The organism is Parasutterella excrementihominis YIT 11859, from assembly GCF_000205025.1.
Lineage (GTDB): Bacteria > Pseudomonadota > Gammaproteobacteria > Burkholderiales > Burkholderiaceae_F > Parasutterella > Parasutterella excrementihominis.
Map to the genome: position 1 here is coordinate 26,359 of NZ_GL883708.1, position 25,490 is coordinate 51,848.

Consider the following 25,490-nt stretch of genomic DNA (forward strand, 5'->3'; position numbering starts at 1 on the left):
TAAGTATGAAAACATGGCTGATTACCGGATGTTCATCCGGATTTGGTAAAAATTTGGCTGAAACACTCCTGTCCGAAGGCGAACAAGTGGTTGTGACAACGAGAAAACCTGAAACGATTCAGCATTTCGCAGAAAAATATCCTCAGACGGCTTTATGCCTGCGGTTGGATGTCACTAAAAAAGACACCATCGATTCCGCTGTAAAAGAAGCGATTGAAAAGTTCGGCGAGATCGACGTTCTCATCAACAACGCCGGCTACTGCCTGCGCGGCGCAGTCGAAGAATGCACCGAAGAAGAGATCTATGCTGAATTCAACACGAATTTCTTCGGTGCTGTTCGAATGATCCAGGCTGTTCTTCCTCACATGAGAAAAGCCGGCTCCGGCGCCATTATTAACTATTCCTCGATTGCCGCTCTGGATACCTCTGCCGGTTCGGCTTTTTACGGCGCTGCCAAGTGCGCGCTAGAAGGTTTGTCCTGCGGACTAAGAAAAGAAGTTGAGCCGCTCGGCATTAAGGTCATGGTGGTTGAGCCGGGCCCCTTCAAGACAGACTTCTTTGATCGTTCGATCGACATCAATCCGAATCGTATTGCAGCCTACGACGGTACGGCGAACAAGAGAAAAGTCAAAATCAGCGACCTTTCTAAGGTCGATATGAAATGGTGCGATATGGGCCGCGCCTGCAAATTGATCACCGACATCATTCAAAGACCGGACACCCCTCACCACATCCTCTTGGGTTCTATGGCTGTAGGAATCGGCGAAAAATTTGTCAAAGACCGCGCCGAAGAAATTCAAAAATGGAAAGAAGCTTCAGAAAGCCTTGATGCTTAACTTCTGGGCTTTGTCTGGAAACCCGACGAATAAAGAGTTGCGGCTCTCAATTAAAGAGAGCCGCTTCTTTTATTCAGTAAGTTTCGGAATCAATTTAGAATTAATCTTCTCTGGCAACCTGCAGCTCAGGAAGTAGAGAATCTGCAGCGTAGCGGCACTGGTTAAGAACACAGACCAAGCCGCATCCGGAGTCTTACCTTTCATGTTATCTTGGTTGATTATGCCAGCCAGGGAAACTTCTTGAAGTAGTCTTCTTCAAAGTTTTTGATTTTCTCTTCCGACTTAAGTGTCAAAGCCACCGGATCTAAGCCTTGGAGAAGTTTTTCTTTTCTAGACGGCTCGATCTCAAAATGCAAAATGGCGCCCGAGGGAGTCGTCACGGTTTGAGCCTCTAGATCAACGGTAACGTTCTTCGATTCGGAGTTTTGAACTTCCTGAATGAGCGCAGAAACTGTCTCCTTCGGAAGCACAATGGCGAGAACGCCGTTGTTTGCACAGTTATCAAAGAAGATCCCGGCAAAAGAAGAACCGATCAGACATTTGATGCCTCGCTTCTCCAATCCCCAAACGGCATGTTCTCTGGAAGAGCCGCATCCGAAGTTAGATCCCGTCACAAGAATTTTCGCGCTTCGGTATTCAGGCTGATTCAATACAAAACCTTCTCGTTCTCTTCCGTCCTCGTAAAGGCGAACATCATGGAACAGACCTTCTAGGACGCCTTCCTTGTCGATACGCTTCAGGAATGCCTTCGGCATGATGATGTCCGTGTCGATATTAGAAGCGGGCATCGGAGCTGCAACTGCAGTGAGTTTTTCAAATTTTTCCATGAGTTACTCCTCTCTGATGTCAGCGATAAAACCTTTAACACTCGCCAAAGCAACCATCGCCGGACTTGCCAAATGGGTTCTGGTTTGAACGCCCTGCCGTCCTTCAAAATTACGGTTTGTCGCAGAAATGCATCTGTCACCGGCGCCCAAGATATCGCCGTTCATTGCCAGACAAAGCGAACATCCGGAATTTCGCCACTCCCATCCGGCATCTTTAAAAATCTTATCAATGCCCTCTTTTTCTGCCTGCACACGGACTTGTGTGCTTCCCGGAACAACAAAGGCTTTAACGCCAGGAGCAAGTTTTTTGCCCTTCAGAACTTCGGCTGCTGCTCGGAGATCCTCGATTCTGGAATTCGTGCAGGAACCGATGAAGGCATGAGTAATCGGAAGTCCTTTAATTTTCTGTCCAGCTCCAAGACCCATATAGTTCAGCGCTCTTTCGTAATCAGCACGAATCTTCGGATCAGAGATTGAAGCAGGATCAGGAATAGATTCGGAAATCGAGCAGTTCTGATCGGGGCTCGTACCCCAGGTAACGGAAGGCTCGAGACCCGTGATGTCAATCTCGACGTCCTTATCAAATACAGCATCTTCGTCAGATTTGAGCGTTTTCCAAAATTCCACTGCCTTGGGCCACATTTCGCCTGAGGGCGCAAATTCTCTGCCTTCTAAATAGTCAAAGACTTTTTGATCCGGCGCGATGATCGAAGACCTAGCAGCACATTCAACGGCCATGTTGCATAACGTTAAACGCTCTTCAACGGATAGATCTCTGATCACCGGACCGCACAATTCGACGCAATGGCCTGTGCAGCCGCCGGCTCCCAGCTTCTTTACGATAAAAAGAACAATATCTTTAGCTGTGACAGAAATGCCTCTGACACCGGTGACCCGAACGCGCATATTCTTGAGCTTCTTGTATCGAAGCGTAGAAGTAGCCAGATAATGATAAATATCGGACGTTCCGATGCCATAGGCAACAGCACCAAGTGCACCGTACATAGCGGTATGGCTGTCTCCGGCGCCGATCAGCATTCCGGGAAGGACTTTTCCGCGTTCTACCATCACGACATGCTCAATACCTTGCTTGGGATTTCCGTTGTTGAGAACTTCAAAATCAAAGTCCGAGCCGTTCTTTATCAAGTACTTGACTTGTGTACAGGCATTTTCTTCTGCCGGGAATTCCGTTCTGTCAGGTGCGCTGGAATTCACATGATCAATCGTGCCTAACGTCGCTGACGGGCGCCAGACCTTTAAGCCGTTTTCTCTCAACAGAGAGAAGGCTTGCGGACTGGTGTATTCGTTTACAACCGTGCGATCAATATAAACGAGCCTCTCAATGCCATCTGCCGAAAGTTTTTCAATGGTATGAAGATCGACTATCTTGTCGTACAAGGTTTTTGTGGTCATTTTGCTTCTCCATGGGATCTCTAAAATTTTACTATTGCTTTCGTTCGCGCAGACCTTTTTTCATATCACCCCTTAACTGCTTTACTTAGTAAGCAAGAGATTTCGGTGATGAGTAAAGAAGTGAGCTAATTCGTTAGACGACGAATTAATTTCTAGATTCCAGCCATCTTCCGGAAGCTCAATCGGAAGCAATAGCAATGATCCTGCTGTAACCAATTGAAGAACTGTGTTCTCCGAAAAGACAAAACAAAAGCCCAAGCCTAGTACGGCAGAGCGAATCGCCTCATCGGCTCCGTTGACGATTAAAGTCGGCTTTAGTCTGTTCAATGGTTCGGAATCCAAATCTCGTGACAAAGCAACGTAAGGAAATTCGGATAGCTGCCTGAAGGTGATGGGCTTAGCCTTTCCGCTCAAAAGTCTTGGACTAATGACAGCTGAACGTCTGAATCCTTGAAGTCCTTTTCCCGGCTGCAGCTGAACGGAAAGATAGTCCTCCGTGTTCTTTCCGTCGCCGGAACAATCAAAAATCAAACCGGAATCGATTTGCCTGTACCGACTCAGGAGCAATAACAAGCGCGAAAAACTTATTCTTGCATCATATTGAACCGAAACCACCTTGGGCTTAGGTTCAGCCAACTCGACTTCAAGCGGCGCCATCAGTTCTTTTATTTTGAATTGGTAGGCGATTCCCTCATCAGTCAGCCTGAGACCTCGAGGGGATCGAGTAAAGAACCTCAGATTCAATGCTGACTCCAGTTTGTCCAGGGATCGTTTGATGTTGGCGGAGTCAAGATCTAGAACTTCGGAAGCTTTCCGAAAACTACCCTTTTCAGCCAAAACTTCGAAGATCTTCCAATCGCTTAATTTGACTTGTCCGGACATTTGAAATTCTCTCTTTGAGACGCCAAGGACGCCTGAACATACTTGACCCATTCTTCGATAATCGGGTTCACCAGCTTTTGGTTGGGAGTAATTGCTCGCAGCGGCAGGGAGGAAACGTTCCAATCCGGAAGAAGCCGCACCAATTCTCCGCTGTTAAGGAAAGACTGGGCTAAAAATCGGGGAACGGAAAGAGCTGCTCCCTTTCCGGTGAGTGAGCAATGAAGGGCAGCCAGATTATTTCTGCAAACGATCTGCGGATGAAAAAGAACGACCTCCTCCCGGCTTCCTTTCGTAAATCGAACACTCCGACGCTCCACGGCATCTCGAGCACCAAAGACCTGATATCTCTCCAAATCCTTCGGCCGAGAAACCGGATGTGTTTTGATCCATGCAGGTGTGGCGCAAACGATTCTTACGGCATCGGCAAGAAAATACTCTCTGACGTCTTCGTAGCTGTAAGTATCGTGGACCACTCGCAAATCGGTGTTGTACCAAACGGGCAAACCTGAACCGGTTGCAAGCTGAATATCAAATTTAACCTTCGGATACCGCTCGGCAAACAAAGTAGTCAGCGACGAAAACACCACGGCACCGGTGGTAAACGGAAAGGCGAAGTGCAAGGTATCCGCAGAAACCTCAGTATCAGAAGAAAGAAGTTTGAGCTGAGAAATAGACGGGCTCCATTGCCGAAACAACTTCAACCCCACTGAAGTCGGTTTTCCTTTTTTCCTGTTCTCAAATAAAGATCGCCCAAGTTTCGCTTCCAGTTCGTCGATCAATCTGGAGGCTTTCTCCTCGCTCATGTGGGAAGAGCGGGCTCCCTGGTAGAAGCTTTTCAGCCGAACCGCTTCACAGAATATTTCCTGCGCCTGGATCAAATCTCTCATATTTCGCAACACTAAGATTGAGATTTCAAAAATCTACTCTTTAATTTTTCACTTAATGCTCAATAAATTCAATATTCCTCAGTAGTTTTACTTGGTTTAAGCGATTTTAGTGTTGCGTTTTACTGAAGGTTATTGGTTATAAATAAACTGGCATCAATCTCTTCAAACGAACTCAAAGGAGTCAAAATGAATCGCCGCAAATTCTTCAAAAATTCCGTCCTCTCTGCTATTGGTACTGCAGGTTTACTGAAAACCGCCGAAGCCGCAGAAGCGGCCAAATCCTCAGATCAGAACGTTCAGGAATATGACATTGTCGTGATCGGATCCGGCTGCGCGGGACTCACTACTGCTATTGAAGCCGCTGACCTCGGCGCAAAAGTGGTTGTGCTCGAAAAAATGTTCGGACCCTTCGGCAACACGATTTATGCCGGCGGCAACTTCAATGCAACCAACACCTGGGTCCAGAAACGTGACGGTATCAAAGATACAGTTGAAGATTTCTACAACGATCTGATGAAAGTCTCTATGTATCGAGGCGACCCGGTTCTCACCAAAATGTTTGCCGAACAGAGTGCTGATGTCGTTCAATGGCTCACGGACAGAATCCACATGGAATGGAAACCGATCGACGTTCAGATCGCTCCAATGCTCGGCAGATGCCATGAAGTCGGCGGTAAATTAACGCCGGGCGGAAACCAGCTGCTTCGCAATATGCTCGACGAATGCAAACTGCTGAATATTCCTATCCACACTCGTACCAAAGCCGTAGAACTTCTTCGCGACGAATCTCTTAACTGCACAGGCGTAAAAGCTGTCGGTCCGAACGGTCCCGTCACCTACAAAGCCAAAGGCGGTGTTGTGATCTGCACAGGCGGTTTCCACAACAACAAAGACCTGGTCACTCGCTATATGGGCGGCAATGTTGCCTGGATGCCGTTAAGAGGCTCGGCAATCATTACCGGCGAAAACTACACACTGACTCAGCCCTTCTTCCCTCAGTATGTGAATATGGATCAATTCCACGCCGGTCCGATCCACCCGACCACACGCGCTAACCCGTCCAACATGGTCAACTTCGGCATCTGCGTCACACCGCAAGGCAAACGCTATATCGACGAAGGTCAGACTTACGTTTACGTGGGCCAGAACACGCCGAAGCTGATCAAAGAAAACCGAGCTTTCATCGTTATTGATTCCCGCGTTGTCGATGAACCGATTGTTGCGAGACGAATCAAGCGCTACCAGAAAGCAAAGGCTGAAATCTACAAGGCAGATACTATTGCCGAACTTGCAAAACAGATGGGCGTTCCCGCTGAAACGCTTGAAAAAACCGTCAAAGAATTCAATGCTGCAGTCCATAACGGCACGACCGACAAACTTGCTGTTCCGACCACGCTTGAAAAGCCTTACACCATCGAAAAGGCGCCCTTCTACGGCTTCATGTTTGCCGGCGGCATGACAGCAACTTTCGGCGGTCCGAAGATCAATCCCAAAGCTCAGATCATCAATACCGAAGGTCAGCCGATTCCCGGACTTTACGGCGCCGGTAACGCTGTCGGCGGTATCTTCTACGACAACTACCTCGACGGTTCTCAATTAACGGCCGCCGTGATATGGGGACGTATCGCTGCTCGAGAAGCATTGGCTCGAGCTAAAGCGATGAGAGGCTAGTTTTCGGCGATTCACAGCCACTCTCCCCGGTTGTGCTTGCACTGCAGAACTTATGTTCTGCAGTGCTTTTTTGTTTTCGCAGCCAGTATGGTTTCAGAATCAAATATTTTTGGTCGAGATTTGAGATTTCGTTCTTCTCAGAAAAAGGTTTCGAAAGAACTCGCAAACCGTATTCAGTTGCCGATGCTCAAATAAGTCAGCAGTGATTAAGCGAGAATCCTTATAATCAGTCTACTTTTTTCGTCGAATTGAAACCGTAAGCATGTCTTCTCGTGTTATTCCAATTAAGGCCGCAACTAAAACGGTCCCGCTGGTCGGTGAAATCCGTCGTGACGATACGCACTGGATTGATTCCCGCGGACGCCCTTTACGCGATGTCAGAATTTCTATTACTGACCGCTGTAATTTCCGCTGCCGTTACTGCATGCCGAAGGAAAAATTCGAGAAAGATCACTGCTTTCTTTCCCACACCGAAGTTCTTTCTTTTGAGGAAATCATTCGTCTGGGCAAAATCTTTGCCGCCAACGGCATCGAAAAAATTCGCCTGACGGGCGGAGAACCCCTGCTCAGAAAAGGCATCGAATTTCTGATCGAGGAGCTTTCCAAACTCAAAACTTGGAACGGCAAACCGCTTGACGTGGCTGTGACGACGAACGGTGCTGCCTTGTCCGCAAAAGCAAAATCCTTAGCTGCCGCCGGACTTAAACGCCTGACTGTTTCACTGGACGCTATGGATCCCCAGATCTATAAGGATCTCAACGACGTCAATTTCCCGATTGAGAAGACGCTTGCCGGAATTCAGGCCGCAAAAGACGCCGGCATTCCATCGATCAAGATCAATGTCGTCGTTAAACGCGGAGTCAATGAAAAAGAACTCATCAAAATCGCCGAGCACTTCAAAGGCACCGGCATCATTGTCCGTTACATTGAGTTCATGGATGTCGGCACCTCCAACGGCTGGAGGCTTGACGATGTTATCCCTTCCCGCCAGATCGTCGAAGAGATCAACCGCGTTTATCCGATTGAGCCGTTAGATCCGAATTACACAGGCGAGGTCGCCACTCGCTGGGGCTACAAGGACGGCAGCGGTGAGCTCGGATTCATTTCGTCTGTGAGCGAACCTTTCTGCAAAGAATGCTCGCGTATTCGTTTGTCTGTTGACGGCAAACTTTACAAATGTCTTTTTGCGACGGAAGGCTTCGATATTCGTCAGATGCTCCGCGGCGGTGCCTCGGATGAAGAAATCGAACAAGCGATCGGACGAATTTGGACCACTCGAGACGAACACTACTCCGAAATTCGTACGGAAGAGACCGTCAAAGCCAGGGCCGGCAAACGAATTGAGATGTCTTATATCGGCGGTTAGGATTAATGCTCTCGGATTTTCCTTGACTTTTCGATAATTTGTTTTTGGGATTCCGTACAGACTCGCCTCCTTCGTTATGATTGAAACATAAGGTAAATTTTGTTTCAGTCTAAAAATGAATTTCTCACCAATCTCAATCACCTTCTTCGCCTATTTGGTCGTCATGGTGGCTGTCGGCTTAGTGGCTTGGCGCTACACCAAAAATTTCAACGACTATATCTTGGGCGGCCGCCGTTTAGGCGCTGTTGTTACCGCATTGTCCGTGGGCGCTTCCGACATGAGCGGATGGCTCCTGATGGGACTGCCGGGCGCGGTTTTCCTCTCCGGTATCTGCGAATCCTGGATCGCCATCGGTTTGGCACTCGGCACGCTGGCCAACTGGCTCATCGTTGCCGCTCCGCTTCGCGTCTATACCGAAACCGCACACAACGCTCTGACGCTTCCGGACTACTTCTCTCATCGCTTTGAAGACAAATCCCGCCTGCTGCGCATTATCTCGGCTGTCGTGATTCTGCTTTTCTTTGCGATTTACTCTGCCTCCGGCATGGTCGCAAGCGCCCGACTCTTTGAAATCGTCTTAGATCTTCCCTATTCCACTGCTCTAATTTTCGGTACGTTTGCCACTCTGGCTTATGTATTCCTCGGCGGCTTCCTGGCTGTCAGCTGGACCGATACCATCCAGGCGGCCATGATGTGCTTAGCGCTCATCATTGCGCCGGTTGCCGTGATGATCGACTTAGGCGGCTTTACAGCAACGGTTGAACAGGTCAGATCCGTTGACCCGACGCACCTCAATATGCTTCAGGGCCAAACCTTCATCGGCGTGATTTCTCTGCTTGCCTGGGGTTTAGGCTACTTCGGTCAGCCGCATATTCTGGTTCGCTTCATGGCAGCCAAGAACGCTTCCGTTATGCCGCGCGCCTGCAAGATCAGCATGATTTGGCTCATCTTCTCTCTCTCCGGCGCCGTTGCTGCAGGCTTCTTCGGATCTGCTTTCTTCTCTGCCCATCCGGATCTCGGCAAGGCCGTTGCAGAAAACCATGAGCGCGTATTCATGATTCTTTCTACGACACTGTTTAATCCCTGGATCGGCGGCATTCTTCTCTCCGCCATTCTGGCAGCCGTGATGAGTACCCTTTCCTGCCAGCTTCTGGTTTGCTCCTCCGTACTGACAGAAGACTTCTATCGCGTGTTCATTCGTCCGCATGCTGCTCAGAGAGAGCTCGTCTGGATCGGCCGCCTGACCGTGGTTGCCGTCAGTGCTGTCGCGATCTTGATTGCTACGGATCCGAACAACCTTGTTCTTTCTTTGGTCAGCTATGCCTGGGGCGGCTTCGGCGCTTCCTTCGGCCCGATCATCATCCTTTCTCTTCTGTGGAAAGGCGTCACTCGCAACGGTGCATTGGTCGGCATTATCGTCGGGGCTCTGACAGTTCTCGTCTGGCACCAGGGTGCATGGTGGGGCATGTACGAAATCATCCCTGGTTTCGTGCTCTCCTTCATTGCCATCATCGTAGTCAGCCTGCTTGACCCGAACAAGCCGTCGGCCACTATGATCGAAACCTTCGACAAAGTTCAGCACAGGCTTGAAGATGTTAAGAAACAGCTTGCTTAACAACTAAGTAACTCTCAGATCGGGCCGCTTCGGCCCGATTTTTTATGTCCCAACCGAAGTTTTTGGCTCCTTAACTTTCTGATTCCCTTAGTTTTAGTAAACAAAGTATTTCAGTTGTTTCATTCCGTTTCTCCCCGCTCAATTCGCACAATTTTTACTAGGTGAATTAGTAGTAACCCCGTAAAATCTCCGTCACCAGGAAAATTTAAGAAATAGGAGTTTTATATGAAATTAGTTAAAGTTTTACTTCCCCTTGCCGCTGCCGGTTTGATCATGGGCACAGCTTCTGCCCGCGACTACGACGGCTTCTATGGCAAAGTTGAACAGATGCCGGCAACCGGAAACGGTGATTGGGTTATCGGCGGTAAGACATTTAAGGCTGACCAACGCACTAAGATCGATCATCGCCGCGATCAGAAGATCGGCGTCGGTTCCTGCGTTAAGGTTGAAGGCGACATTGACCGTGAGGGTAACTTCTTCGTTTCTGAAATCGAACAGAAACGCGACAATCGCTGCCGTTAATTTTTAATTGAGTCGAGCAGCCTTCGAGCTGCTTTTTCTTTGTCCGATTTTTTTGAAAACCAAATGAAAAAATTTCTTCTTGCTTTAGCCGCTCTGAGTTTCTCTTTGTCCGCTTTCGCTGCCGGGGACGATGATGCTTTTTACGGAAAAATTGAAAAGATGCCCTCAGCACAAAATCCGACTTGGGTTATCGGAGGCAAGACTTTCAAAGCTGACGCTCGTACAAAGGTTGAGAGCCACGGCGGCCACAAATTTGACGTAGGCGCCTGCGTCAAAGTAGAAGGTGATATTGATCACCGCGGTGAATTTTTTATTTCCGAGATGGAAATCAAAAATGAGACCCGCTGCCATAAATAAGGTCTCTAAGGGCCGTTAGCCCCCTTACCTTTTCCTGACTTTTTGAGAGTTTTGGCTGACCAGCCTGTAAATTCTTAGAAAGGGCTTAAAAAAATCTCGTCCCGTGAAGGCAACGCGGACGAGATTTTTTAAGCAAGTGCATTCAACACTTGCGGAGATTTCAATTACATCTTATTTGAAACGGTAGTCGCAGCGTGGTCTACGCCATTACCTAACGCAGCTACGTCCTTGCCCACTCCTTTAACCGTATTGCATCCGGCAAGTCCGATCAAAAAAGCAGCCAAAATAGCAAGCAGTGAAAACTTTTTCATATCTACCTCTATTGCAATGATTAACTAGCGGCACCCATTAAAGTTTCTTTTGCACAGCAGTTGCTGCGGTATCAATGTCGTCGCCGACGGCTGAAACGTCCTGGCCAACACCTTTTACAGTAGAACAAGCTGATACAGAAAGCGTAAAGGCAGCGGCCATAACCATCAGTACCCATTTCTTCATTTTTTCCTCCGAAAAATCTTTTTCTTGATGTGGTTAATTTAAGCCTTTCCCGATCAAAGACCGTCCTAACTGATTCAAAACGGGACTCCTTTTTTGAGAAGCCCCGTTCAGAATAGAAACTGGATTCGACAGTCCGAAATGATTAATTCGGCTTTGTCAGATCCGCGCCGAAATATTTCACGGATAGTTTGGATAACGTTCCGTCATTCTTCATTTCCTGAAGAGCATTGTCGATTGCCTTCTTCAGTGATGCGTTGTCTTCACCCTTCTTCATCGGAATGGCATATTCCGTCACTTTATCCATCGTAGCTGCAATCTTCAAAGGTTCATCGGGACGATGCTTCATGTAGTCCCCGTAAGAAGTGGAGGCGTTGATAGTTGCCTGTACCTGTCTGTTTTTAACCATCTGAAGCGTTTCAGCCAGAGTATCGACACCGCTGACTTTGGCTCCGTACTTTTCGCCGATCTCCTGGTATGTCGAGCCAATAGAATTTGCGGTAGTTTTACCTTTCAAATCATTAAAAGAGTGAATATCGTTGTTGTCGGACCGTGTAATTAGCACCGTGCGGTCATAGGCGTAAGGTGTGGAGAAATCATAAGTTTTCGCGCGGTCAGGCGTAACGTCTACACCATTAATCACCAAGTCATATCTTCCCGTATCCATACCGGCGAAAAGACCGTCCCAGGGGCCTTCAACAATCTTGGCTTTGACTCCCAATTTCTTGGCTAAGTTCTGAGCGACTTCAACGTCATATCCGACCAACTGATCTTTTTCATTGTGGAAGGAGAACGGCTGCCAGTCCCCTTCTAAGCCGACCTTCAATTCACCGGATGATTTAATTCTTGCCAGGTGATCTTGAGAAGCCGAAGCGGAATTGCGGCTCGGCGCTTTATCGCATCCGACCAACATAAGAGAGGCAGAACCGGCAAGGAAAAGGCCCAGGCCGAACTTCATCAATAATCGAAAATTATGTGTCATATCTAAATCATCAACAAAAATTAAAGAGAATTCATCGCGTTTTCTGCTTCGCGCTGCTTCTTGAAGGCTTCCAAGGCTGAGCGCTGGGCCTCTTGAGAACCGCTTGCCAAACGAAGGAAAGCTCGGGTACGTTCGTTTTGAGGATGTTCGAAAATCTGCTCGGGGCTGCCTTGCTCAACAATCAAACCATGATCCATAAAAATGACTCTGTTGGAAACGTTACGAGCAAAGTTCATTTCATGCGTCACCACGACCATTGTCATGCCTTCTTGAGCGAGCTGACGCATTACCTCTAATACTTCATCCGTCAGTTCAGGGTCTAAAGCCGAAGTAGGCTCATCAAAATAAATAATTTCCGGGTCCGTGGCGAGAGCCCGAGCAATTGCAACCCGCTGCTGCTGACCTCCGGAAAGTTCGCTCGGATAGGAATTGGCTCTGTCTTCCAGACCAATCTTACGGAGAAGCATCATGCCTTTTTTTACCGCGTCTGCTCTGCTCATGCCTCTGCCGGAAGTCAGACCAAGCGTAATGTTCTCAAGCGCCGTCTTATTTCTAAAAAGATTGTAGTTCTGAAAAACAAAGCCCGTTTTTCTTTGGATTTCGGACGCCTGTTCTTTAGTGGCCGTTTTTAAATCGATAGTCTTATCGTCCAAACTGATTGACCCGTAATCAGCCCTTTCCAGGAAATTGACGCAGCGAAGCAAGGTGGTTTTTCCGGAGCCTGACGGTCCGAGAATTGAAACCACATCGCCTTTATAAACATCGATGCTGATATCTTTCAACACTTCTAAGGTGCCGAAAGATTTTTTCACATGGCTTATGAGAAGGAGCGAATCGGTTTTTTCCATTACTAATTTGACTGCAAAAATGAATCGTTAGTTTGTACCGTATTTGCCGAGTTTCTTTTCCCCGCGGCGCTGTAAGTACTCAAGAATCGTCGAGAAAATTAAATAAATGAGCGCGACTTCGATGTACACCGCCATAGTTTCATAAGTTCTTCCGGCAATTCTCTGGGCTTGGAAGAACATCTCAGCCACCGTAATGTTAGCCGCCAAAGAAGTGTCTTTAACCATTGAAATCATGGAGTTGCCCAAGGCCGGGAACGCAGTTCTAAAGGCCTGAGGCAGAACGACGTGCCACATGATCTGAAAATAATTGAGGCCGACGCAGCGTCCTGCTTCCATCTGGCCCTGAGGAACTGACTCTAACGCGCCGCGAATCGTTTCGGCGTTATAGGCGCCTTCGTTGATTGAGAAAACAATAACGGCGGCCAGGAAGGCGTCCACCATGATGCCAATACTCGGCAGCCCGAAGAAAACGACATACAGCTGCACAAGCAGCGGCGTTCCTCTAATCACCCAGACATAGAAGCGGCAAATTTGCCGAAGAACCGGAACTTTCGAGTACTGGATCAGTGCTACAACGACTGCAATGACCATGGAAAGAGCGAACGAAATGATCGTCAAAGGTATCGTTACAGTGATGCCTTTGAACAATAATTGCGGAAAAGCATCCACCATTACTTGCCATACGTGCGGATCCATTGGCGCCCCTTCCTTCTGATAAAGTCGGCTTCTTTTAAATTAACTTTGTAACATTGTAAGTTACTCTCCATCTGCTTCTTTGCTTATTTATTTGAATTAGCTCTGGAGCAAAAGATAGATTATTATTTGTGCGATGCCTGAAAAACATTTTACGGGGCGCAGCCAAAGGTTTTGGTAGGCCGTAGCGGGTTCAACTCCCGACGCCCCGACTGCAACCTTTTCTTCTCCAGTTTTAACTTAATCCCTCTTTTCTCTTACTCCTGTTCTCATATCAAAACGAATGCCCTAGCTATAGAAGTTCTCTTTCCGTTTATCTGAGAGAGTTGTCTCAGACGAGCTCAACAATCCTTCTTACCGCAAACCTGACCGAAGCCTTTGATTATGAAGCCTTCGCTGGACCCCATCTTTAATCCGTCAAAATAGCCAACCCGCAATAATAAGCTCCGGTGCTCGTTAAGAGGACCTAAGCTATACAGATTACGTCAGTGCTTAGGCCTGCCCTTTTATTAAGAAGTTAGAGAATAAGACAGTTACAAAGAAAGATTAAAAGATGAACTTGTATGAGTACCTAACCGCGGATTCAATTGCTTATAAGACGTTCTACTAGATGGAAGTGAAACTGCAAAACCCATTGAATTGGCAGGTTTATAGGTCTTTTTGAGAAAAGGAAAGATTTTTAGCGCACCTAAGGCTGGCGGAAGAGGTGGGATTCGAACCCACGGATGAGGATCACTCATCGACAGTTTTCAAGACTGCTGCATTCAACCGCTCTGCCACCCTTCCGAAAGAGAATTGAATTATACGCAATTTCCCAAAACTGGCAAATCGCTCAAAAAATGAATGACAGCAACGCTTACTCCCTCCTCCCTCACTCAAGTTTCTCATCTTTTGTTAATCAAGACTGTACCGAATCGGAACCTGGATCTTCATCCCAGCATTAGGAACATTAAAAGCCGTCCCGATGATTCGATTGCTTAACTCCTGAGAGGCTGAGTCCAAGGGACCGTTGCCCGATTTCTTAATGACTGAGGCGCCGGTAACTTTACCGCTTGAGTCGACCGTAAATTCCACTAAAACGACGCCTTCCATTCCCGCCCTTCTCGCTGCTTTCGGATAACGCTTGTGTTTTTCAACCAAACTCACAAGCATTGCAGTGATGCTTTTCCTTTTAGGTGCCTGCTCTGCAACAGCATGCGAGGCCGCCTTCGCTTCAGCAGATTCAGAAGCTTTTTGAAGCGCGGGTTCTCCCTTTTCTGCCTTAGGTTCTTTTGGCTTCTTAGCCGGTTTCGGCTTCTCTAAAGCTTTAGGCTTAGGTTTCTCCGGGTCAGCCTTCTTCGGTTTGGACTGCTCAGCGGGTACGGGCGCCGGAGGTACCGGTTTTGCTTCAGATTCAGGAAGCTTTTCTTCTACAACCTTTTCAGGTTCGACTTTAAATTCCGATTCATCTGTGAGAAGTTTTTTGGGTTCTTCGATGACCGGTTGTGGTTGAGGTTCCGGCCGGACTTCCGGTGCTTCTTCCGGTTGAATATCCTGAATCTGAGAAAAACTCAGTTCTATCGTCCGTGGCTGCTGAGAAGACTGCGGGACATCTGTTTTTAAGGTGCACCCTGCCCAAGCGAACGCGCAGGCAAAGGCAGCCAAAGCAGCTTTGGAGAGCCGCTTGGCTTTAAGTAATTCATTGTCTTTGCGTGAAGGGCTAAACATCTTAATTCTGCGGTACAGATGCTTTGGTACTGATTACGAAACGGCCTTCCCTATTTACTTTTGCAAGATCGGCCAAGTAAACAAAAGCCTCAAACGGAGCCTTCTCATCAACCATCAGGTTGAGCGAGCCTTCCGGATGCTCGGAGAGAAAACGAGGAAGATCTTCCTTGAGGATCTCTTGATCATTAAAGAAATACTTTCCGTCAGGCTTCACACTAATCACGAGTTCGGCAGACTTTTTCTTGACCTCGGAGTTCTGGGCCGCAGGCAATACGACGTCCAGCACGGGTTTGCTGAATGTCATGGTCATCACAAAAAAGATGACCAGCATGAAAATTACGTCTATGAGCGGCGTCAAATCCACCCGAGGCTCTTCTTCGAGTTCGTCAAACATATCTTTGTCTCAAGTCTCAGGCCGCTTTTTGCTCAATTTCTTCCAAGTTCTGAGCACAGCGGCAAGGTTCTCGGCGGATATTTAAAGCTCGATAACTGTACTCCACAGCTTCAATTCGAAGCTCTTTAACCTTGAGCATCAGGTAGTAATAAGCCATCAAAGCCGGAATTGCGACAACCAAGCCCATCACAGTCGTAATTAAAGCGGTCCAGATGCCGCCCGCAAGCATTGTCGGATCGGGAGAAACATTTTCAGAGATTGTGCGGAAAACTGTCACCATGCCAATGACCGTACCTAAAAGACCCAGCAGCGGGGAAACTGCTGAGATTAACTTGAGCCAGGTCAATGCATTGTTCACAGGCTTGAAGTGCTTATGGAACAGGTAAGCGACTTCTGCACGAATGTCGTCGGAATGCGCGCCATGTGTCATAACGATGTCTCGCACAATGCATTCCAGCGGATTAGTGCTCTCTCCGAAATATCGGCGAATGCGTTCCGGCGTCACTTTGTCCATTCCGCGGAAATGCTGTTTAAACTTGGAGAGGACCCCTCTTAGATAAAGAAAGTTCCATACGGTAATGTACAAGGCAAAGATGCCGATTACAACTAGAGCGATACCGGCGCACCCGATCAGGCTGTAAATCTCTTTAATTTCCATGTTTATTTATCATTCCGGAAGTTTTTAAGAAGCTCCAAAGCCCATGCTCCTGCCTGAGCCTGATCTTCGGCCGTCGGATGTTTGGCGGCTTCATCCAATCGTGCCTGGCGCTCCGGCGTCATCGGTTTGGCTCCGGGCATCTTCGCCATAGCAGCCAAGATCTTCGGATCGATCTTGCCCTGCCAAACACGAAGACCCTTGAAGTTCTCGCACGGGAAAAGACCGGCCACTTTATTCACCCAGGCTTGTCCGCGCTCGCTGTTGGGATCACCTCCCATGGTTCCGAAGTATGCGATCGGTCTTGCTTTGGCGTCTTTCTGGAAGGCCTGCCAGACTTCATCCGGAGTTCCCTTATCGCACCAGAAACCGGCAAAGATGAAGTCGTAATCCTGAGGATTAAGATCAGCGGGCAGTTTTTTGAGATCGGCGCCGGGAATTGCGGAAGCAATGGCGCGGGCAATGATCTCAGTGTTTCCGGTAACGGTGGCGTATGCAACTAAAACTTTCATTCTCTTCCTCTCATTAAGCTTTGTACTTCTGCTGGAGGGCAAGGAATTTTTCTTTGGCGCTTTCAATTAACTTGTGTTTTTCGCGGCCGACGTACATGGAGTAAGCAACTTCGCCGGAAGTTGTAAAGAAAGCGGCGAAGTGGCTTTCACGGCCCATGAACGGCATCGTCACAAAGCCGATCTCGGAAATGTCGCCGTACTTAAAGTGACCTTGAAGCGGGCTCTTGCCTCCCATCAGATTGTAGTAGCCCATCGCTGCTTTGCCTGTCACGAGTTTGGTTTCAACTTCGATGACGTTGCCGTGTGCAGTCACGATGAAAGTAATTTTTTCCCATTCGGCGATCGCGGCCCAAACGCTTTCAAAATCGGAACCCGGAGCAAAGGTGGCGGAACCTTCCGGCAGAAGATGAGCCGCTTCCTGCGCTGTCACGGAGAGCGCCTGGGCAATCGTCTCCAATGTTACGGGACGGCCGCTGTTTAAAAGTTCATTAATTTTGTTCTGCTGTTCAACGATTGTTGTCATAGGTTTACCGGTTAATTTATTGAAAAGTTGCTGAAAGATTTGTTTTTTGAAGCGGGAGTCTGATGGCGCTGTCGCACACCATGTCCACTAGCTCCAGGTCATGAGTAATGACAAGCACGGCTTTGCCTTCGTCAGAAAGCTGCCTCAGGGCGCCGGCAATTCGATGAAGATTTGCGCCGTCTAAGCCGCTTGTCGGTTCATCCAAAATGATGACATCCGGTTTTTTGGCAAACGCGCAGGCAATCACTAGCCTTTGCTGCTGGCCGCCGGAAAGGGAATGCGGATGGCGGTCTCTGAGTTCTGTCAGATCAAAAAGCTGCAGCAGCTCCTCGGCGGCTTGCTGACCCCCTCGGCAGCCTGCAGCTTCCAGACTTGTCAGAAGCTCATCAAAAACCGTCCGCATATACAGCTGATGGTCTGCGTTCTGGAGGACCACTGCAACATGCTTAAGGCATTCCTGAGGTTTGACCTTCTTGCCTCTTATTTCTAGTGTCCCTTGGGCTGGTTTATTTAAACCTGTGAGAATCCGGGCCAAAGTCGTTTTGCCGGTACCGTTCGGGCCGAAAAGCCCTGTTATACCTTTGCGCAGTTCCAAGTCGGTGCCGTTAAAAATCTTCGGCTTTCTCGAGTAAGCAAACGAAAGATCCGAGACCTTCATTACGGTTTCTTTGCCCTGGGACAACGACGGAAGTTCGTGTCTTTTATCTTCGACATCGACTTTTCTCAATCCGTAGCGTTCTCGGACTTCGTCGCTAAGATCATCAAAAGTGCCCTCCTGGACGATTCTTCCTTTTTCCATCACGCAGACGCGGTCAGCCACGTCTTTTAACCAGTACAAGCGATGGTCGACAATCAGGACGGCAACGCCCTTCTCTTTTAACCGCAGAATCTCCTCGGCCAAATCCATCGTAGATTCCGGATCGAGGTTTCCTGTCGGTTCATCCAGAATCAGCACCTGCAGCGGTTCCATCATTAAGGAAGCCAGACCGACCTTCTGTTTTTGTCCCTGAGAAAGTTCGTGGATCGTATTTTTTAAAACGGAATTCAGACCGAAACGCTGAGAAGTTTTAGCAATGAGCTCTCGGATTTTATCGGGAGGCATTCCTCGAGATTCGGGTTTGAATGCCATCTCTTCTTCTACACCGAGCGCAAAAAACTGCGTTTCAGGGTTTTGGAACAACGTACCGACTCGGGTGCTGATTTCATGCAGTTTGAGTTTTTGGTTGTCTTGACCTGCAACATGAACGGTTCCTTGAAGTTCTCCTCCGAAATAATGCGGGCAAAGACCGTTAATCAGACGGATTAAGGTAGATTTGCCGCACCCGGAGACACCCGTGCAAAGCACTGCTTCACCGGGACGAACCTTCAAAGAAATATCTTCAAGCGCGTTTCTGTCAGAGAACGGATAACGATAAGTGACGTTTTTCAGTTCAATCATCTCATTGCCGCCTTAATGTCGGTAGGAAAGTAAATTTGAAGTAAAACCGCCCCCGTACAGATTAAGAGAACAAGGGTAATGGCTGCGATGTCATGCTTCCCGAATCTCCTTCTGTGCATAGAACCCGAATTACTCCCGGCATGAAGACCTTTGAGTTCAGCTGCAATGCCCAACTCGTCGCTGGTTTTGAGCGCTCTGAAGAGAAGCGGCGTAAACAAAAGACGCGTCGTACGAATCGGATGAATCGTGCACTGCCATGGATTGATCTTGAAACCTCTTATCTTCAAAGACTCCCAGATCTGCTTCACATCGCCGGCAAACGTCGGAATAAAACGAATAATCACAGCGGCCGGAAGATAAATAATGAACGGAAGCTTCAGCTGCTGAAGACCGTTAAGAATATTCTGTAGTCTTCCAGTAAAAGCCATCGGCAAAATCGTGTTCATCACTGTCAGGGCTCTCAGGAACGGAATACACAGAGAACTCAGTTCCAGACTTTTACCCATGGAAGGAATGAACAAAGCCAACACAGAGGCAAATCCCACGGACAGCGCCATCATCAGAAGCGAGGCAGCATAGCTCACAAAAATTAGTTTGTATCGACCGAGCGCAAATAGATAAAGCAGCGACGTTGTAAAAAGCAGCAGCTGCGAATTCAGAGAAGAAAGCGCAATCGTCATCACAGCCGCTAATGCGGCAATGAGCATTTTGCTGCGGACATCCAGCCGCGTTAAAACATCAAACTTAGAAGCGGACGATGCCTGCATGTCTTAACTCCTTCATAGAACGGCAGCCCGTGTAAAGACCGAGCAAAGAACCGGCATAGCCGATTAAAACGATCGGAAGAACTACTGCCATCAAAGCGGGAGATTCGCGCATCATGAGATAGGAAACTGCAAGAGACAATCCTTTGGAAAGGAAGTCAAAGCAGCCGACACCCCAGAACACGGCACCTTTCCAGCCGAGGCTTTTAACGAACTTCATCACGACTTCGGAGACAAGTGCAGCCGCCAGCATCGGAGGAATAAGTGTGACGTTTCCGCCCAAAAGCAGGAAGTTCACCAGCGCGCTCACGATTACAAAGAGAGTCAGAGTTCCCGGCTGTCTAACTTTGTAAAGCATGATCACAAGCAATGTAGTGAACACCACATTTTTAAGCAGAAGGCTGACCGGATTCATTCCTCCGCCCACCATAGCGATTAAAACCGTGGAGAGTTTTGCGGTTGCGGCAAAAACCCCGATCACCACAAGGTCACGAGCACCCCAGCGGTCACCGAACCTTCTGAGCCAAGACTGCCCCTCCTTTCTCTCCAATACCATTTCCGTCATGTTGATTTCCGTTGAAATGAATCCGTATTACTTCTTAGAACTTAGCGCTCAGCTTGAAGTTGAAGTGCCGTCCCGGTTCGTAGATCGAATCGCCGTAGGAATAAAGTTGATTGGTAATGTTGATAGCCTCAGCACTGACCATGTAGCGCTTCTGAGGGCCGAAATGATAAGTTGTCGCAAAGTTAAGCGTTGTATAACCGGCAACGCGGGTCGTCTCATTACTGGATGGCGAATAAGACTTTGACGCGGTCTTGCTTCTGAGGTAGGTATCCGTATTCCAACGACCGTTAAAGACATCGAACTCAGTCTTCACGCCATAACGAGCCGTGAAACCTGCGACGCCCGAATCATAGGTCGAGACTCCGCTGCCCCACTCTGTTTTTCTGCGCAGCCAAGTCATGCTGGCATAGGGGAAGAAGTGGTCCGTCGGCTTAAAGTTCACAGAGAGCTCCGCACCGAAAGTCTTGGCCTTATCAGCGTTCAGATAGGTATACTCAGTTTTGCTTATATGCACGGAGGAAATATAGTCGTCTGCAAGGTTGTAGAACAAAGCAAAGTCTGCCTCTAGAGCATTTCCTGCATAACGGGCTCCAACCTCAAAGTTGTTTGATTTCTCAGGCTTAAGGTCTGCGTTGCCGAATGTCGTACCACCGCCCATACTGTTAATAAGGTATTTTTCCTGGAGGTTAGGAACACGGAAGCCTTGAGACCAGCCCGCTCTCAGCGAGGTATCCGGCATTCCCGTCCAGTTCAGGCTCAGGTTAAAGACGGGACGGCTGTTTTTATCGCTGCCGACTTTACCCACCTTGTCGTCCGGAGCATTAACATATTTAACTCTGCCCATTCCCGCATAACCGTTTTTGACCCCGACAGCTTTGCTCAGCTTGGAATCAACCCATGTATATCGAACGCCATAATTAAGCGTGAAATCCATCGGCAAAGTTGTTTCCATGGATGCAAAAATCGCATTGGTTGTTTCTTTGCCCTTTACATAACGGTTTGTCACGGTATTGAGCATCGGCGCCATGGTTGTCTTGGCCAAGGTATCAGCTTCCAACTGATCCTGAACAAACTCGTAACCAGTAATCAGGAAATTCGATTCTCCCAGCTGCCAGTCAGCCTGAAGACTTGTTCCGTAAGATTTGATTCGGTTATCGGCGTGAGAATCGGTAACAACTTTCATGGGGCCTTGTGGCTGAGAAACATAATTTCTCATGTTCTTATGGTTCTTCTGCCAATAGCCGTCCCAACGCAGACGGGTCAGGTATTCATTAAGGTTCTTGCCTTCTGCAAAGAGTGCAACCTTGTCTCGCTTCCACTTCGGAATGCGAACAAAGAACTCGCTGTTCGGGTCTTGTTCGTATTCCCAGCTAGAGGAATTGATGTCGCTGTCAAAAGTATCCGCACGCAGACCGGCTGTGAAATGCTCATTGAAGTCATAGCTCAGGAAAGCAGAAGCATTCTTCTGACGGAAGTCAGTGCCTTTTTGATATCCCAGCGGCGTCTTGATGTTGCCGTGACTCTGATAACCGGCGTCCAAATGGTAATTTAAACCTTTATAGGTTCCGCCGAGAGAAATCGTTTCTGCCCAACCGTGACCGGCGCCGTTCCAAGCAACAGAACCCTCAGCTTCAAAAGGTTTCTTAGATCCTTTTTTTGTGATGATATTTACCACACCCCCTAAAGCGTCAGAACCGTAAAGCACGGAGGCCGGTCCTTTGATCACTTCAATGCGTTCAATGGAGCTCGGATCGATAAGAATCGAAGCGCCGGACATGGATTTCTGTTCGGAAATCTTCTGGCCATCAATGAGAGTCAGGGTTCTGAAGGTATCTTCCCCGCGGATGGAAACGCGCTTTAAGCCTTGAGAACCGGCGTTATTAACCATAACCCCCGGAATGTCTTCCAGGAGTTCTCCGACATTGCGGGCGGATGATTCCTGGATTTCCTGATTGGTCACAACCGTGACAGCCATCGGAACTTCGAGAAGCTGCTGTTCAACGCGGCTTGCGGTTACCGTCACTTCAGAGGTTTGAACGGTTTCTTCTGCCTGAACGGCCAGTGCGCACAAGGTTAAAGCAGCTGCGGCCGACAATTTAAAAGTCAATTTAGTGGTCATTTTGTCTGAGATTTGAAGTAGTCGAGGAGATGCTGAGTCATACGGCCTTGCCAAAATTGGCCGGAAACCGTAAGTTCAAAACGGTTTCCGACGGGGGCAAGGAGCCCTGCTTCAGTCCAGTTATCGATCAATGGATTCCACAAAGTTGCAAACTTCTCAGAAAACTCGTGAGCCAGTTGGGAAGGGTTAAAGAAATTCAATTCAAGCTGCTCAGCGACCGCACGTCCCAGTTCCCAGAACAGAGGCGGTTTGGTCATCATGGCAATTGGTTTGACACCGCTTTCGACAGCCTTGGCCCAAGCATCCGGCTGACGGTGCTGCATGAAGCCGTAACCGCTTAAGTTGCCGCCGGCGCCGGGACCGAAAGCTAAACAATCGGTACGGGTCTTTGCGTAGTAGTTATAAAAATTTCGTTCACGGGTGTTTGAAGCCCAATGGGAGATGGAAAGGCGCTTCCAGCCTGCTTCATGCATGCTTTGCACGGCTTCCTGGAACATCGCAGCGCGAAGTTCATGATCCGGTCCGGGAGGAAGTTTGCCGTTCTGAATATATTTATAAAGAGGAGACTTCTCAAACACGCGGAGCTGGTAGCAGTCGATGCCGTCAAGGTTAAGCTCTCGGCCAATTCGTAAGTCTTCTTTCCAAGTTTCCAAGGTCTGGAACGGAAAACCGTAAATCAAATCAATCACGACAGCTGCCTGATCATAGCTCATCAGTTTCTCGAGCTGACGAATCAAGGTTTCCTTATCTGAGCGGCGGCCGACAGCCTGACGAATCTTCGTATCAAAACTCTGGACCCCCAGAGAGAAACGGTTGGCGCCCCCGGCCAAAGCGGCTTCCATTTTGTCAGTTCCAAAACCGGACAAACGCCCTTCATAAGTGATTTCGCAGTCATTGGCGAGCGGAAGATAGCGGCGAACGGCTTTGATGATTCTTTCAATATCACAGGCTTCCAAAGCAGTAGGCGTACCGCCGCCGAAATATACAGCGTGTACGGGCTCACCCTTTTGCACCGGTTTGTCTGACCAAAGCTGAAGTTCTTTGATTAAAGTATCGGCAAAAGCCTTGCTTTCTTCTTTGTTTCGATACGGCTTGATATAGAACAAGCAATACAAGCAGCGAGTTTCGCAGTAGGGAACGTTGATATAGGCAACCGTTCGGCGTGTACGAGGTTTAGAAACGAGTTCGGAAAGCACCTCCGGCATTTCCGTAGGCAGGAGCATGGAGCTGTCCATCCCCGGATGGATATCAATCTTTTCCGGAAAAGCTTCGACAATCGGATTCTGAGAAACTTTGGCCAGCCAACGACTGATGTCGTCCGGCACTCTTCTCTGGAAAGCATTAAACATCGGGACTGCTTTCTCTCGGTCAGTGTGTTGTGCTTGCATAATGCTAAAATATCGTATTGATAATGATTATCATTTGAATAAATTTAGCGCTAAGACAATTTTAATACAAACGATTATTATTATCGTTTACCCGAGTTTTAACCCTCAAAATGTATAAAAATTTAAAAACTCCCGATATAAATAAATTTTTGATAACCAATTACTCCGTCGAGTTAACTCGTTGTTCATAAAAATAATTATGTTTAGTGAAGCAATTTAAAGAGGAAATTTCAGTGGCTGATTTCAGTATTCCTGCACTTCGAATTGCCGGCATTTCAAAGAGTTTTCACGCCGGTAAAAATCAGAAAAAAGCACTTTCGGATGTCAGCTTTTCGATTGAACAAGGTGATTTTTTCGGCTTGCTCGGACCTAACGGCGCTGGCAAGAGCACTTTGATCGGCGTTTTAGCCAAGACGGTAACCCCCGACTGCGGAGATGTATCTGTTCTTGGTTTTGACATTCGCAGGGACTGGCAGCAATTCAAGATGGCGATCGGCATTGTTCCTCAAGAAATTACTTTTGATCCTTTCTTGAGCGTTTGGGAGACATTAAGACTGCAAAGCGGATATTTCGGTCTGCGTCATAACGACAAATGGCTCAATGAACTGCTTGAGGTCCTGGATTTAGCTGATAAAAAGAAAGAAAGCGTTATGCGCTTGTCCGGAGGTATGAAAAGACGTGTCTTAATTGCTCAAGCTCTTGTACACAAACCTCCTCTGATCGTTTTAGATGAACCGACGGCCGGCGTCGACATCAACCTTCGTCATTCGCTGTGGACCTTTATGGAAGAACTCAATCGTAAAGGTCACACGATTATTTTGACAACGCATTACCTTGAAGAAGCGGAAAGACTATGCAGAAACGTCGCCATGCTCAATCACGGACGCATTGCGGCTTTGGAAAACACACGCGATCTTCTGAAGAAATATTCCAAAGATCGTGTCGTTTTTACGCTTTCAAGACCGCTGCCAGAGGATTTCCCGATTCAAGTCGAGAAACTGCAAGACGGTTTCTATTGTCTTAATTATGACAATCCCGAAGCTCTAAGAACTCTTCTCGACGAGCTACATAAGCGCTGTTTAGAGCCGGAGGGCTTGGAAATCGGTAAAGCCAACTTAGAAGAAGTCTTTATGAGAATTACATCAAAATGAATTTCAAAATAAAACCGCAGCCTTACCGACCGGGAGCATCCTTCCTGACACTGTTGGAAAAAGAGATTCTCCGATTTAAAAAAATTGCGCTTCAGACGATTTTTGCACCGGTTCTCATGGGACTTTTGTATTTGCTCGTGTTCGGGCAAGTCTTAGCCGGCAAAATGCCGACTTTTGACGGCGTGAATTACCTGCACTTCCTTGTTCCCGGTCTCGTAATGATGACGATGCTGCAGAACGCTTTCGGAAACAGCTCTTCTTCGATGTTGTCTTCGAAAATCATGGGAAGTCTGATTTTTATCCAGCTGCCGCCCTTTGCCGGCTGGGAGCTGTCATTAGCGATGATCGGCGCCTCTATTGTACGTGCCTTAATCGTCGGCGCAGGTGTTTTGCTTGCTTCGTTCCTTTGGTCTCCTCCTCCGATGGACCATATTCTTTGGATTTTGGTCTTTGGGTTTATGGGCGCCGCTCTTATGGGGTCCCTAGGCCTTATCTGCGGATTATGGGCTGATAAGTTTGATCAGGTCGGAGCTTTTCAAAGTTTTGTTATTCTGCCGCTAACCTTCCTTTCAGGTGTCTTCTATTCGATTAACCAGCTGCCCCCGATTTTCCAGACTTTATCGAGATTTAATCCGTTCTTCTACATCATTGACGGATTTCGGTACGGTTTTTTCTCCCAAAGCGACTTCAATCCATGGGTCAGCCTGTCTGTTGTAACGATCTCAGGCGTGGCTGCAGCAGCCTTTGCGACGTATTTATTGCAGGTTGGATACAAGATCCGGAGATAATTATTAACGGCAATTCAGTAAAGACAACTATTCAGGGAGCCGAGAAATGTAAGGAACCGTCGGCTGCTCAGGCACCATAGCCGATGAATACTCAG

Annotated in this window: 28 protein-coding genes and 1 tRNA gene; 8 read left to right on the forward strand and 21 right to left on the reverse strand. The window is 48.0% G+C overall.

Annotated features, from left to right (window positions below):
* The first annotated feature begins 5 nt into the window (after positions 1-5).
* Positions 6-836: an SDR family NAD(P)-dependent oxidoreductase gene (locus HMPREF9439_RS06400; RefSeq protein WP_008864204.1), complete on the forward strand. Its 831-nt coding sequence runs from the start codon at positions 6-8 to the stop codon at positions 834-836.
* 69 nt (positions 837-905) lie between these two features.
* Here the strand turns inward: HMPREF9439_RS06400 and HMPREF9439_RS13565 are convergent, their stop codons facing one another.
* The 5 genes from HMPREF9439_RS13565 to HMPREF9439_RS06420 all read right to left on the reverse strand — a co-directional run bounded on the left by HMPREF9439_RS13565 (position 906) and on the right by HMPREF9439_RS06420 (position 4,845).
* A complete protein-coding gene (locus tag HMPREF9439_RS13565; RefSeq protein ID WP_008864205.1) occupies positions 906-1,040 on the reverse strand; it encodes a hypothetical protein in 135 nt (44 codons plus the stop codon).
* Positions 1,041-1,054: 14 nt separating this feature from the next.
* Positions 1,055-1,663, reverse strand: a complete 609-nt coding sequence (gene leuD / locus HMPREF9439_RS06405) for a 3-isopropylmalate dehydratase small subunit (protein ID WP_008864206.1) — start codon at positions 1,661-1,663, stop codon at positions 1,055-1,057.
* Positions 1,664-1,666: 3 nt separating this feature from the next.
* Positions 1,667-3,076, reverse strand: a complete 1,410-nt coding sequence (gene leuC, locus HMPREF9439_RS06410) for a 3-isopropylmalate dehydratase large subunit (RefSeq protein ID WP_008864207.1) — start codon at positions 3,074-3,076, stop codon at positions 1,667-1,669.
* 81 nt (positions 3,077-3,157) lie between these two features.
* Complete coding sequence (locus HMPREF9439_RS06415; protein ID WP_008864208.1) at positions 3,158-3,958, reverse strand: LysR family transcriptional regulator; 801 nt, start codon at positions 3,956-3,958, stop codon at positions 3,158-3,160.
* A complete protein-coding gene (locus HMPREF9439_RS06420; RefSeq protein WP_008864209.1) occupies positions 3,937-4,845 on the reverse strand; it encodes a LysR family transcriptional regulator in 909 nt (302 codons plus the stop codon). Before HMPREF9439_RS06420 ends, HMPREF9439_RS06415 begins: the two co-directional genes overlap by 22 nt.
* A 186-nt stretch (positions 4,846-5,031) precedes the next feature.
* Between HMPREF9439_RS06420 and HMPREF9439_RS06425 the strand changes: the two genes are divergently transcribed.
* From HMPREF9439_RS06425 to HMPREF9439_RS06445, 5 genes are all read left to right on the forward strand, one after another.
* Entirely contained in the window at positions 5,032-6,516 is a 1,485-nt protein-coding gene (locus tag HMPREF9439_RS06425; protein ID WP_008864210.1) for an FAD-dependent oxidoreductase, read from the forward strand.
* Between the two features lie 262 nt (positions 6,517-6,778).
* Entirely contained in the window at positions 6,779-7,882 is a 1,104-nt protein-coding gene (moaA, locus tag HMPREF9439_RS06430; protein ID WP_040603483.1) for a GTP 3',8-cyclase MoaA, read from the forward strand.
* A 115-nt stretch (positions 7,883-7,997) separates the two neighbouring features.
* Positions 7,998-9,497: a sodium/proline symporter PutP gene (putP, locus tag HMPREF9439_RS06435; protein ID WP_008864212.1), complete on the forward strand. Its 1,500-nt coding sequence runs from the start codon at positions 7,998-8,000 to the stop codon at positions 9,495-9,497.
* A 225-nt stretch (positions 9,498-9,722) separates the two neighbouring features.
* On the forward strand, positions 9,723-10,019 hold the full coding sequence (locus HMPREF9439_RS06440) for a DUF5666 domain-containing protein (RefSeq protein WP_008864213.1): 297 nt from the start codon (positions 9,723-9,725) through the stop codon (positions 10,017-10,019).
* Positions 10,020-10,082: 63 nt separating this feature from the next.
* Complete coding sequence (locus HMPREF9439_RS06445) at positions 10,083-10,376, forward strand: DUF5666 domain-containing protein (protein ID WP_008864214.1); 294 nt, start codon at positions 10,083-10,085, stop codon at positions 10,374-10,376.
* A gap of 164 nt (positions 10,377-10,540) precedes the next feature.
* Here HMPREF9439_RS06445 and HMPREF9439_RS13080 read toward each other — a convergent pair whose 3' ends face one another.
* The 16 genes from HMPREF9439_RS13080 to hutW form a co-directional block, all read right to left on the reverse strand.
* Positions 10,541-10,687 carry an entericidin A/B family lipoprotein gene (locus HMPREF9439_RS13080; protein WP_008864215.1) on the reverse strand — a complete coding sequence of 49 codons (147 nt, stop codon included), beginning with the start codon at positions 10,685-10,687 and terminating at the stop codon, positions 10,541-10,543.
* A gap of 37 nt (positions 10,688-10,724) precedes the next feature.
* Positions 10,725-10,871, reverse strand: a complete 147-nt coding sequence (locus HMPREF9439_RS13085) for an entericidin A/B family lipoprotein (RefSeq protein WP_008864216.1) — start codon at positions 10,869-10,871, stop codon at positions 10,725-10,727.
* Positions 10,872-11,013: 142 nt separating this feature from the next.
* A complete protein-coding gene (locus HMPREF9439_RS06450) occupies positions 11,014-11,850 on the reverse strand; it encodes a transporter substrate-binding domain-containing protein (protein ID WP_217176399.1) in 837 nt (278 codons plus the stop codon).
* Positions 11,851-11,870: 20 nt separating this feature from the next.
* Positions 11,871-12,698, reverse strand: a complete 828-nt coding sequence (locus HMPREF9439_RS06455) for an amino acid ABC transporter ATP-binding protein (RefSeq protein ID WP_008864218.1) — start codon at positions 12,696-12,698, stop codon at positions 11,871-11,873.
* 27 nt (positions 12,699-12,725) lie between these two features.
* Positions 12,726-13,394 (reverse strand): amino acid ABC transporter permease, encoded by a 669-nt coding sequence (locus HMPREF9439_RS06460; RefSeq protein WP_008811908.1) that lies wholly within the window; start codon positions 13,392-13,394, stop codon positions 12,726-12,728.
* Positions 13,395-14,086: 692 nt separating this feature from the next.
* Positions 14,087-14,177 (reverse strand) — tRNA-Ser (locus HMPREF9439_RS06465).
* 108 nt (positions 14,178-14,285) lie between these two features.
* A complete protein-coding gene (locus tag HMPREF9439_RS06470; protein ID WP_008864219.1) occupies positions 14,286-15,098 on the reverse strand; it encodes an energy transducer TonB in 813 nt (270 codons plus the stop codon).
* Position 15,099: 1 nt separating this feature from the next.
* Complete coding sequence (locus HMPREF9439_RS06475; RefSeq protein ID WP_008864220.1) at positions 15,100-15,492, reverse strand: ExbD/TolR family protein; 393 nt, start codon at positions 15,490-15,492, stop codon at positions 15,100-15,102.
* A gap of 16 nt (positions 15,493-15,508) precedes the next feature.
* Positions 15,509-16,150, reverse strand: coding sequence for a MotA/TolQ/ExbB proton channel family protein (locus HMPREF9439_RS06480; RefSeq protein WP_008864221.1), 642 nt, complete (start codon positions 16,148-16,150; stop codon positions 15,509-15,511).
* Positions 16,151-16,152: 2 nt separating this feature from the next.
* Positions 16,153-16,659, reverse strand: a complete 507-nt coding sequence (locus HMPREF9439_RS06485; RefSeq protein WP_008864222.1) for a flavodoxin family protein — start codon at positions 16,657-16,659, stop codon at positions 16,153-16,155.
* Positions 16,660-16,672: 13 nt separating this feature from the next.
* Complete coding sequence (gene hutX, locus HMPREF9439_RS06490; protein WP_008811902.1) at positions 16,673-17,182, reverse strand: heme utilization cystosolic carrier protein HutX; 510 nt, start codon at positions 17,180-17,182, stop codon at positions 16,673-16,675.
* A gap of 16 nt (positions 17,183-17,198) precedes the next feature.
* On the reverse strand, positions 17,199-18,620 hold the full coding sequence (locus HMPREF9439_RS06495) for an ABC transporter ATP-binding protein (protein ID WP_008864223.1): 1,422 nt from the start codon (positions 18,618-18,620) through the stop codon (positions 17,199-17,201).
* Complete coding sequence (locus tag HMPREF9439_RS06500; RefSeq protein WP_008864224.1) at positions 18,617-19,387, reverse strand: energy-coupling factor transporter transmembrane component T family protein; 771 nt, start codon at positions 19,385-19,387, stop codon at positions 18,617-18,619. Before HMPREF9439_RS06500 ends, HMPREF9439_RS06495 begins: the two co-directional genes overlap by 4 nt.
* A complete protein-coding gene (locus HMPREF9439_RS06505; protein ID WP_008864225.1) occupies positions 19,365-19,949 on the reverse strand; it encodes an MptD family putative ECF transporter S component in 585 nt (194 codons plus the stop codon). The genes HMPREF9439_RS06500 and HMPREF9439_RS06505 overlap by 23 nt, the downstream gene beginning before the upstream one ends.
* 34 nt (positions 19,950-19,983) lie before the next feature.
* Positions 19,984-22,068 carry a TonB-dependent receptor plug domain-containing protein gene (locus tag HMPREF9439_RS06510; RefSeq protein WP_008864226.1) on the reverse strand — a complete coding sequence of 695 codons (2,085 nt, stop codon included), beginning with the start codon at positions 22,066-22,068 and terminating at the stop codon, positions 19,984-19,986.
* Positions 22,065-23,456: a heme anaerobic degradation radical SAM methyltransferase ChuW/HutW gene (gene hutW, locus HMPREF9439_RS06515; protein ID WP_008864227.1), complete on the reverse strand. Its 1,392-nt coding sequence runs from the start codon at positions 23,454-23,456 to the stop codon at positions 22,065-22,067. Before hutW ends, HMPREF9439_RS06510 begins: the two co-directional genes overlap by 4 nt.
* Before the next feature lie 233 nt (positions 23,457-23,689).
* On the opposite strand from hutW, the gene HMPREF9439_RS06520 reads away from it, so the two are divergent.
* On the forward strand, positions 23,690-24,607 hold the full coding sequence (locus HMPREF9439_RS06520; protein ID WP_157645850.1) for an ABC transporter ATP-binding protein: 918 nt from the start codon (positions 23,690-23,692) through the stop codon (positions 24,605-24,607).
* A complete protein-coding gene (locus HMPREF9439_RS06525; RefSeq protein WP_008864229.1) occupies positions 24,604-25,395 on the forward strand; it encodes an ABC transporter permease in 792 nt (263 codons plus the stop codon). The genes HMPREF9439_RS06520 and HMPREF9439_RS06525 overlap by 4 nt, the downstream gene beginning before the upstream one ends.
* Positions 25,396-25,490 lie beyond the last annotated feature (95 nt).